8 protein-coding genes and 1 pseudogene are annotated in these 10438 nt (G+C 59.1%); 4 read left to right on the forward strand and 5 right to left on the reverse strand.

Annotated features, from left to right (window positions below; all coding sequences use genetic code 11):
• A partial coding sequence (locus JQC81_RS30950; protein WP_203275614.1) for a helix-turn-helix domain-containing protein occupies positions 1-788 on the reverse strand: 788 nt, incomplete at its 3' end.
• Positions 789-962: 174 nt separating this feature from the next.
• Positions 963-1175, reverse strand: coding sequence for a hypothetical protein (locus JQC81_RS30955; RefSeq protein ID WP_203275621.1), 213 nt, complete (start codon positions 1173-1175; stop codon positions 963-965).
• Positions 1176-2340: 1165 nt separating this feature from the next.
• Between JQC81_RS30955 and JQC81_RS30960 the strand changes: the two genes are divergently transcribed.
• Both JQC81_RS30960 and JQC81_RS30965 read left to right on the forward strand, forming a co-directional pair.
• The gene (locus JQC81_RS30960; protein WP_203275615.1) at positions 2341-2892 is read left to right on the forward strand and encodes a peptidylprolyl isomerase; all 552 of its coding nucleotides are present in this window, start codon (positions 2341-2343) and stop codon (positions 2890-2892) included.
• 244 nt (positions 2893-3136) lie between these two features.
• Positions 3137-4636, forward strand: a complete 1500-nt coding sequence (locus JQC81_RS30965) for an ABC transporter substrate-binding protein (protein WP_203275619.1) — start codon at positions 3137-3139, stop codon at positions 4634-4636.
• A gap of 224 nt (positions 4637-4860) precedes the next feature.
• Here JQC81_RS30965 and lhpI read toward each other — a convergent pair whose 3' ends face one another.
• The 3 genes and pseudogenes from lhpI to JQC81_RS30980 all read right to left on the reverse strand — a co-directional run bounded on the left by lhpI (position 4861) and on the right by JQC81_RS30980 (position 8720).
• Entirely contained in the window at positions 4861-6603 is a 1743-nt protein-coding gene (lhpI, locus tag JQC81_RS30970) for a cis-3-hydroxy-L-proline dehydratase (RefSeq protein WP_203275616.1), read from the reverse strand.
• A gap of 14 nt (positions 6604-6617) precedes the next feature.
• Positions 6618-7633, reverse strand: a pseudogene (locus tag JQC81_RS34555) (Ldh family oxidoreductase).
• A 58-nt stretch (positions 7634-7691) separates the two neighbouring features.
• On the reverse strand, positions 7692-8720 hold the full coding sequence (locus JQC81_RS30980) for a trans-3-hydroxy-L-proline dehydratase (RefSeq protein WP_203275617.1): 1029 nt from the start codon (positions 8718-8720) through the stop codon (positions 7692-7694).
• A 200-nt stretch (positions 8721-8920) separates the two neighbouring features.
• Between JQC81_RS30980 and JQC81_RS30985 the strand changes: the two genes are divergently transcribed.
• Both JQC81_RS30985 and JQC81_RS30990 read left to right on the forward strand, forming a co-directional pair.
• Entirely contained in the window at positions 8921-9883 is a 963-nt protein-coding gene (locus JQC81_RS30985; protein ID WP_203275618.1) for a dihydrodipicolinate synthase family protein, read from the forward strand.
• A gap of 274 nt (positions 9884-10157) precedes the next feature.
• On the forward strand, positions 10158-10438 hold a 281-nt coding region (locus tag JQC81_RS30990; protein WP_203275620.1), incomplete at its 3' end, for a TRAP transporter small permease.

Here is a 10438-nt window from a genome sequence, read left to right on the forward strand (position 1 = left end):
GAACGAACCGCCTCAGCTTTCTTCGGAAAGCTCTTGTTACAAGGCTCACTAGGAGATCCGTTGTTGTTATTAGTGTGACGGCACTGAGTTCCGGCATAGCCTGCTTTATAATAAGCTTCCTCGCACGCGCTCCTCAGAGTTTTCCACTCGTCCAGCATGTCGACCGCCATGACCTTCGTGCTGCGCAAAGGCGTCCGAGCCAGTAGCCCCTGAAGTCGGTTCTCAAGGTCGGAGCGATCTAGATCAGGATACTCCCGCGACAGGCTCCCGAGCGCTTCCTGGGCGGCTCGTCTGGCGATCGTGATCTCGTCGAAGGTGCGCTTGCGGGCTTCCCGGGCTTGCTTCTGCTCGATCAGGCGCTCGGCCCACTCCCCTCGCCTCGCGTAGACGGGCGTCAGATCGAAGCCAAAGGCGTCAACAACCTCGCCGGCTAAATCCTTGACAGCGTAGCGCTTCCCGTTGGGGGATTCCTTTGGGACGATCAGTTGCTGGTCGATGAGGACACGGAATGCTTTACGGATGCCGCGCTCGGACAGCCCTGTGCGATTGACCAGATAGTCGTTGGACGGCCAGACCAGCAGCCGCTCCCACTCCTGCTCGCCCCAGCAGGCGACGAGCTCGGAGAGGACCGACCGGGGTCCGTTCCGCAATTCCAGGGCTTTGGCAGCGTCCCGGGCTGCCGCAGATAGTTCTTTTCGCGCTACCGTGCGCCCATCTTCGAGCGCAAGCTCTCTCGCGACCAGAGCAGCATGTCTCAGCCGCCGGCCTCCTGACGATGCCAGTTGCATCGTACCCTCCATGTTGAGGGCAAAGCGGAAGCGTTCACCGAAACCGATGCTCTTGACATTCAGTTTGTCGGGATGGCATAAGGATGTTGCGACACATTCTTTACGCCGCCCCTCGCGGGTAGCTCCAAAGGCCCTCGAAGTTTCCAGCTTCGTGGGCCTTTTGCTTTGCCTGGTTTACGTCACGACATTTCGATCCTTCTGGGCGAACATGGTCTCAAGAGCATGGGTGATGACCTCCTGACGTGTCTTGAACTGGCCACTCTCGACAGCTTGGTCGATTGCAGCCCCCAGGAGCCCAGGTATCCAGACGTTCAGCTCCCGGTCGCCGCGTTCACGGCGAGCCTTACGGAAGCGTTGAACCCGCTCGATACCCTTCACGTCAGGCATGGCACTCCACCCATTGCACCTGTGACGTATCGAGAAATGCCCGATTCTGAGTTGGCTGTGGAGTCGCGCGTCAAGAATCCATTCACAATAGATCGATTCAGCGGTGGGAAACTTCTTTAGCTAGAATCATTTAGCTAAAAAGGCCGAGTCAATTCGCATGTAAAAGCCCGGTTCCGGGCGATTCGAAGTTACGCACTTGATTCGAATGTACGTAGTATTCGGAGCGAGGCTCGATTCGCGGTGCCGCATTATGATTCTGAGACAGACCAGGAAGGGTCGTTAAGATCTATGAACAGATCCAAGAACTGCCGTGGATATTCAGCCTAAATTCTTGGCGGCCATTAGAAAGTCGGTCTTGGTGAGGCGGAACAACTCCCTTGTCCATGCAGGGATGGCTCTCCGGGCAGGGAAGGCCGTAAGCCTAGTTTCCATTATGAATGGATCAGCCTAAGCGCACCGCAGGGTAGAGCCCGGTAGATGCAATTGGCTTCTCTCGCTAGCAGCGCCAGACTGATTTACGGGCGCATCATCATTGGTTGGAACGAGTGCATGGTGACACGAAATGCTCGACTAAAGGATTTCCTAACTGACGGATATCCCGACTCTGGGCTGCCGGTGCAGGTTTTGGCTGAGGATCATGTTGGAACATACATCCTTCCATTCTCGTGTGAGCGCACAAACGGCGAGTGGCGGAACGGGACGACTGGCGAGACAGTACAGGCGAACATCCTTGGGTGGCGTGAGGTGCAGACAGGAAGCCGAGGCCGCACGATCCCCGCTCAGCGGCCGACCAAAACGCAACACGGATAATCTGATCCCCTCTAGGAGCGCGACAGCCAATTCTGCTCGATTTCGAACTCGGACGGTCACCGCCCCGCGGAGGGCCGAGCCTGCGCAGCGGACAAAGGGCGCGTACTTCCACCTTGAACCACCTTGGAAGTTTTGTCACGAGATGGTCGCCACCCATGGCACTGGGTACGGAGCTCCTGCCAAAGAACCTGATGACCATCGTTTTGCGAAGATGTCGCTCTCGCATGACATCATTAGGTCACGGCAGTTCAAAGCCCTCTTAGTAACGTAGCATTCCATAGTAGCTCGGCCTGAGAGCAGCTGTTACTCTCACTCTCTAGGAAGGAGTACAACGTCCTAAGGAATAAGCTCTACAATGGCTCATACGACACCGGCAGATAGTAACCCCAAGGTCGCCTTTGAGACGAGGTACGGCCGTTTTGTGGCGCAGTTGTTCGAAAGGGAAGCGCCTATCTCCACAGCCAATCTACTCACCCGGGTCGAGAAGGGCCTCCTCGCCAATTCGTCGATCTACCGCATTGTCACTCTTGCCAATCAGCCTGACACGGTTCCGGCAAAGATCGAGGTGGTCCAGTTCGGACTACCCAGATCCAGTGCACAAGAAGCAGACCCCCTTCCGCCAATCGCTCACGAGACCACCGCTGCAACAGGGCTGCGCCACCTCGATGGAACCTTGTCGATGGCGCGCCTCGCACCTGGAACCGCGGGATCTGCATTCTTCATCTGCATCGGAGACCAGCCTGACCTGGATTTTGGCGGGCGCCGCAACCCGGATGGACAAGGCTTCGCTGCTTTCGGTCAGATTGTGGAAGGGATGGATGTCGTCCGCACGATATTTGCTCAGGCGGAGGATGCGACCGATCAGTTGTCCAACCCGCTCCCGATCGACTCCGTCAGACGAGTATGAGGGCGAAGTTTCTAGGTCTGCATTGACTTTGATCTAGAACTGCGTCGAGGTTGAGCACTCTAACTCCGGTTGGCATGAGTTTCAGGCCATACTATTCTCTACGGAGAGTAAAGGTTTCTTGAGAGTAGTCACGCTTACCGACGCTGGTCTCCCGCAGCGTCCCCTTCTTATCTGGCCGTAAACAAGGTTGAGGCCCGACGTGACTGTTGAATTTCATGGGATGAAGGACACTGGAGTGGTGGTGATGCGCAGCGGATTCTTAGCCATTCTGGCAGTCGGTATTTTCACAAGTCCGATAACCTTGGCAGCCGATTTTAGGATTGGGGTGCAGGAAGATGCAGATCCCCTTGATCCTCATCGTGCCCGAACCACAGTGGGGCGCATGGTTTTCACCTCGCTTTGCGACAAGCTTGTTGATGTCACGGACAAGCTGGAGATCGCTCCACAGCTTGCGAGCTCATGGTCATGGAGCCCCGACAACAAGACACTGACGTTCAAGTTGCGCACTGACGTACAGTTTCACGATGGCACAAAGTTTGACGCGGCGGCTGTCAAAGCGAACTTGGACCGGGCTTTGACGTTGCCGGACAGCCTACGCAAGGGGGAGTTGGGATCCATTGACCGAGTGGAGGTTATTGATCCATCGACCGTCGTGCTGTCCCTGAAGCAGCCGGACGCGACGCTGTTAGCACAATTGAGTGATCGCGCAGGCATGATGCTCTCACCGGCGACGTTCAACAGTGAGGATGTGGGCCGTAAGCCGATATGCTCCGGACCGTACCGTTTCGTGGAGCGCGTCCAGAACGACAGGATCGTACTGGAAAGGTTTGCAGATTACCGGGACGCCAAGGATTATCAGTATGACCGGGTGGTCTTCCGTCCGATCCCGGACACCACCGTGCGCCTCGCCAATCTTCGATCTGGTGATCTCGAACTTGTGGAGCGTCTGAATCCGTCTGATGCCGAGGCGGTAAAAGCTGACAAGAACCTGAAGTTCCTCGTCCTGTCAGGGCTCGGATTCCAGAACATCGTAATCAACGTGGGCGCTGGTCCTCGGGCCGACGGTCCCTTGGGCAAAGATAAGCTCGTGCGGGGGGCCTTCCAGGCAGCCATCGGCCGTGACGTCATCAATGAAGTTATTGGCCATGGGCTCTATAATCCTGCACAGCACCCATTCCCGCCAGCCAGTCCCTATTTTGACAAGCAGTATCCGGCTACGACCCGCGATGTGGCAAAGGCTAAGGCTCTGCTGGCTCAAGCCAAGCAGCCCGAAGTCGCCTTCGAGCTGTCTTTTGGCAATACGACCATCACGGCTTCGTTGGCTGAGATGATTCAGGCAATGGCCGGCGAGGCCGGGTTTAAGATCAGCCTACGGCCGATGGAATTTTCTGCCATGCTCGCAGAAATGCAGAAAGGAAACTTCCAGGCCTCCTTGAGCGGCTGGTCGGGCCGGATCGATCCCGATGGGAATATCCATCAGTTTGTGACCTGCAAAGGAACCCAGAACGACTCCAAGTACTGCAACCCGGAGGTGGACCGCCTGCTGAACGATGCGCGGCTCACGCCGGACGTTGAGGCACGTAAGAGCCTCTACAACCAGGCGATGGGAATCCTGCAGAGCGATTTGCCGATCATCTACACCTATTATTCGCCTCTCATTTACGTAGTGTCGAACCGTGTCGCGGACTTCAAACCCTATCCCGACGGCATGATCCGCCTTCGGGGCGTCCATCCGGCCAAATAGGTAGCATTATGCTAGCGCATCGGACGATCGGTTAAGCCTATCTGCTTCATGATGGAGTAAAAGCCGCGCTGCGCATCAGCCCCCACAACTCCCATCGCCCGAGTGAATGAATATGCCAGCCGAGGTCGATGGTTCCGGAGGCTGTGGGGTAAGCAGGCAGCGGCTTACCGCCCGCCACCATCTGATTGCTCAGCTGCACTGAGCTTCCGCCGTCTTCGCACGGTTCAATTATCTCGAAGCCAAGGCGGAGGCTCAGCGCTTGTGGCACCAGTGCAGGCCGCCTCGACACAAGCCGCGAGGCTTCCGAAATGGAAGCCTCGTCCCGTGAGGCCCGGGCCATAATGGGCGTACTTGCCGGAATTGGTCATGATCGTTCCAGCTGTCGGTGGAACGACCGGCTCGGTGATCATGCACCAGCAGGTATCCGTGATGAACTGAACCCCGAAGCGCTCGAGCTCCGACAGGATCCCGGCTTCCCGTATCTTGTCGTGCGTGGCGCGCCCGCAGGTCACGATAACTGTTATGTCCTTATGCTTCGTGCGACCGCGGCAGAGGGCGGCGAGCTTTTCGCATTCGCTGAAGGAGAAATGCGGATTGCCGAGCGATACGAGATCGATCGATAAGCCGGGAGCGCTGTCGAGCTCGCGCCAACTCTGAAGCAGATCCTCAATGGAAATCTCGACAGTCGGAACGCTTGTCCCGCCGGTAGCGTCGTTCAATGTCACTGCCTCGGGTGTCACGCCTAGAATGTGGAACATGGGCGCGCTTGAGGTGGTCGCGAACGCGGCCCCAAAGGCCTTGAGATCATCCTGTGAGGGCGCAGCCTGTTCGAGCCCAGTCAGGACAGGAATCCGGTTCGCGGCCACGAGGCCGACATGATAGCCGAGCAGCGGGTAAAACGCGTCGTCAACATACTTGAGCCTCGGCACGTTGATCTGGAGAGCCGCACTCCGGCCGCTCTCAATATGACATCCAGCCAGTGGTGCGCGGCCCGTGAGCGCAATGCAGATGTCGAGAAAATCTGGATATTTCATCGTCCGCGCGCCGAGCACGCTGTTGGCAAAGACGACAGCATTGGACTCAGCCCAGACGATCTGCTCGCCCTTTTGCGGTACAGATTCGAGGAGATAGGGCGCACACGTGAATGTGGGCCGCGCGCCCATATCAACATACGCGTCACCCAACTGACTCGCCGGCTCTCCAAAGGCAGGATCAACGCCCTGTGTACGCCAGCGGCGGTGATCGATGGAAATTGAGTTCAGCGTCGTCGGCACAGCAACTTTCCCACCCCAATCCCGCAACTGCTGCGCGAACCTCAGCGACCCGTGACCAGTATAGACGCAGCCGTCGATATGCGCCTGCGCGATGTCGATCAGCTGATTGGCGCCTTGCAGATGAGCCATGCGCAGAATCACCTTCATGGCTACCCGCGCGGCCTTGCCATGGGTGCCATCCAGATATGCCTGATCCGCTCTGCCCAGCTTCAGGTCAGAAACTTTGCTGGCTGGTTCTCTCCCCGCAAGCGGAAGCGCCCCTAGTGCAACAGGATCGTCGCCGCATACGACGCAATCGCCGTCAACACGCGCATAGCGCGCTGTGGCTACCTGACGGAAATCCCTTGGGTTGAGTACGACGACGGGAATGGATTTGCCGAAGACCTCTTCTGCAATGACAACACCGAGAGCGAGAATATCGTCCTCACGCTCGGTCACTATGGCTACGGGTCCCTTTCCCGTGAGAAGAAGCTCCAGGATCACGCCGCTTCCCGAGCAGGAGCCACGTCCACCCGGAATGACAAGAATCTTGCCTGTGAGGATCTGGCCGCTCAGCGGATGATGCCGGTCGATCACCTCGCCCGTGCCCGGATCGACGCCGCCCCAGAAGCTCAACTCCACATCGCTGGCGATAATCTCGCCCGCAGCCTCGCCATGAACGAGGGCAGCGCCGGAGAAGACAACTTCGCTCATGACGGCTCCACTTATCAACGCGGCAGGAGAGCCTGCAGGTCATCATAGAGTGCGTTGGGGATGCGAACGCCATTCACCTTGCTGCGCTCACGGGCCTCATAGCGGCGCTGTGAGGGCAGTCGCGCACCTTGGCCAATGATCGACTCGAACATCTTCTCGGCCCGGGATACGTGCTGCGCGGCATCGGCACCAAGAAAAACCTTTGGATCGAAGGCCAGGATCAACTCGCCGTGGCAAGGGGCGGCGCCGACCTCTTCATCGAAGGCCATGGATTCCGCACTCGTCATGTCGCCGATCAGAGGGCCCGCCATCAACTCGATCATGGCCGAGAGGGCAGAACCCTTGTGGCCACCGAAGGTCAGCATGGCACCGGCCAGAGCGGCCGTCGGATCGTTAGTGGGATTGCCTTCGCTGTCTATGGCCCAGCCGGTAGGAATGGCTTGCCCGCGCGCCGGTGCAGCTCGATCTCGCCCCGGGCAATGGCGCTGGTGGCGAAGTCGAACACGAAGGGCGGTCCATCGGGGCGCGGCCAAGCGAACGCGATCGGGTTCGTGCCGAACACGGGCTTGTTCCCACCTGCAGGCGCAACCCAGCTGTGGCTCGGGGTCATGGCGAGTGCCACAAGGCCCTCCGCACTGATCGCCTCCACCTCTGGCCAGAGAGCGGAGAAATGATAGCAGTTGTTGATCGCCATAGCGGCGAGGCCCATCCGGCGGGCTTTCTCGACGAGCATCGGCTTGCCGCGCTCAAAGGCTAGCGGAGAGAACCCGAAATGAGCATCGACACGCACGACAGCGGGCGCGTGGTCCACCACGTCCGGCACCGCGTTCGGGTTGACCTTGCCTTCCTTCACGGAACGCACGCAGCCGAGAAGCCGGTACAGGCCGTGGGAGTGGCACTCGTCGCGCTGGCCCGCATAGACGACCTCCGCGATGGCATGCGCATGGTCGTCGGAAAGACCGCCTGCCTTGAGAACGTCGATGCTGATCCGCCTAACCTCGTCCAGCGGGAGGGTAACTTCTTCACTCATTCGTCCAAGTCCGTTTGCGTCCGAGGCTTCCAAATATCAAATAGCGGTCTCGTCAGGTCTATATCTGCGGCCAGGTATCCGACAGCCGGTAACCATCCGGCCACGGATCGTCGGGATCGAGCATGTGCTGATGGGTGCCAGTGATCCAAGCGCGTCCGGAGATCAACGGGATGATGCCGGGCCTGCCACCCACCGTCACCTCGCCCTCGATGGCGCAGATGAATTCCGAATCGATGATCGAGCGGCCCACGAAGCTGTCGCCGACCTTCAGGATGCCGCGCGCGTGAAGCACCGCCATGCGGGCCGAGCAGCCCGTGCCGGTCGGCGAACGGTCGATCTTGCCGGGACGGACCACCACGGCGTTGGCGCCGTGCGGAACGCCGTCTCGTTCGGCGAGCGGCGCAGCGATCTGGCAGAAGGAAATGTGATCCCAGCCCGGGAGCTCGGGATGTCTGAAGCCGATCTGCTCGTTGGCCGCTCGGGTGATCTTGATTCCGATCTCCGCCAAATCCTTTGCTTCATCGGGGCGGATCGCGAAGCCGAGCGCCGTCGCATCCGTGATCACGAAGCTGTCGCCGCCATAGGCCGTGTCCACGGCGAGTGTGCCAACGCCCTGGACTTCAAGTTTCACGTCGAGCTTGTCGGCAAAGGAGGGCACATTGCGGACTGTGATCCGCTCCGCTTTGCCGGCTCGGCAGGTTGCCGTGACCTCGACGAGACCGCCTGGGGCTTCGAGAGTGAGCCGGGTTTCCGGCTCCTGCATCGGGATGATGCCGGTGTCGAGCAGGACGGTGGACACGCAGATGGAGTTGGAGCCCGACATGGGCGGAGTATCAGCGGGCTCCATGATGATCCAGCCCATCTGCGCCCGCGGGTTCTTCGGCGGCACGAGAAGATTCACGTGCCGGAAGACACCGCCGCGCGGCTCGTTCAGGACGAAGTTGCGCAGGGTCTCATCCCCGGCGATAAACCGGGACTGCTCCCAGATCGTGTCGCCTGGTGGCGGCGCGACGCCGCCGACGATCACGTCGCCCACCTCTCCTTCCGCATGGCAGCTGACGACATGAACGACCTTTGAGGTGCGCATTGAGCTCTCCGGGGCGCGGCGGATTGCGGCAGGTAGTGACGACCGTATCAAGACTATTGTGCTGCCGCTACTGCCACGAGTGTCGACTCGAGGTTGTGTAGATTGTATAAAATCGCCAATCGACCCAACTTTCAACCAATTTTTAGAATCGCGCGCATTGGCTATGCGGGTAGAAAGACTGGCTTCTGAAGGAGGACCGCGTGGAACCCAAGATTTTTTCTGGCTGCATCCCGGCGCTTATGACGCCTTGCAAGGCTGATCGCAGCCCCGACTTCGACGCTCTCGTGCGCAAAGGGGAGGAGCTGATCGCGGCCGGCATGTCTGCGGTTGTCTACTGCGGCTCGATGGGCGATTGGCCGCTCCTGACCGACGAGCAGCGCATGGAAGGTGTGGAGCGCCTGGTGAAGGCCGGTGTGCCGGTCATCGTCGGAACCGGAGCTGTCAACACCACCGCCGCAGTGGCCCACGCCGCGCACGCACAGAGGGTTGGCGCTCAGGGTCTGATGGTGATTCCGCGCGTCCTCTCCCGCGGGTCGTCGCTCACCGCGCAACGCCACCACTTCAAGGCGATCCTCGCTGCCGCTCCCGATTTGCCAGCAGTGATCTACAACAGCCCCTATTACGGCTTCGCGACCCGCGGTGATCTGTTTTTTGCTCTTCGCGCCGAGCATTCGAACCTGATCGGTTTCAAGGAATTCGGCGGTGCCGAGGCCCTGACCTATGCGGCCGAGCACATCACCAGCCAGGGCGACGGCGTGACGCTAATGGTGGGTGTCGATACTGCTGTGTTCCACGGCTTCGTGAATTGCGGTGCCACCGGTGCGATCACCGGCATTGGCAACGTGCTGCCCCGCGAGGTGCTGCACCTTTGCGCCCTTGCCCAGGCGGCTGCGAAAGGCGATGCCGAGGCTCGCCAGCGGGCGAAGGAGCTGGAGGAGGCGCTGCACGTTCTATCCTCCTTCGACGAGGGGCCTGATCTGGTATTGTACTATAAGCATCTGATGGTGCTGAAGGGTAACCCGGAATACGCGCTTCATTTCAACGAAACCGATGCGCTCTCGGATAGTCAGCGGGGCTATGCTGAGGCCCAACTCAAGCTCTTCGACGCATGGTATGCGGAGTGGAGCAGACAGTCCGGTACCGTGCAGAAATACGCCGCCTAAGTGATATGTAAGAGGCCCACTCGACAGTGGGCCTTTTTCAATTCTTGACTTCCATGAGCGCGAGGCCGTGGTTTTGAGGCTGCTTGAGCAACTCCACCTCCGAGTGTCAACGGCCCTATTAGGACGATCCCTACGAGATTGAGGGGAGAAATGCCCTACATCTTGGTTGATCCGTAGATTGTATACGGTATGCTTTCAGTTGGCTGGCAATGGAGCTGTGCGAGTGATTGAACCGAATATATTACCGGCATGTGAGCCATTGCCCAGCTCCCACATGCCGCCTTGGCCGGTACGCGCCGTCGTTGCCCTCTCTAATGGACTGCTCGCCATTGAGCGCGTCGCGATCATGAGCTTTATGGGCATCCTGACCCTGCTGATTTTGATCAATGTCACAACCCGGTATGCGGGTCTGCCAATCTACTGGATTGATGAGTCGGCCGTTTATGCGACAGTCTGGCTGACGTTCATTGGAGCCTCAGCGATGACGCGGCTTCGGCTGGACTTTGCTGTGACAATGCTCACCGAGCGGCTCTCTGCGCGTGGACAGCAGATAGC

The organism is Microvirga arabica, assembly GCF_016811235.1.
Taxonomy (GTDB): Bacteria; Pseudomonadota; Alphaproteobacteria; order Rhizobiales; family Beijerinckiaceae; genus Microvirga; species Microvirga arabica.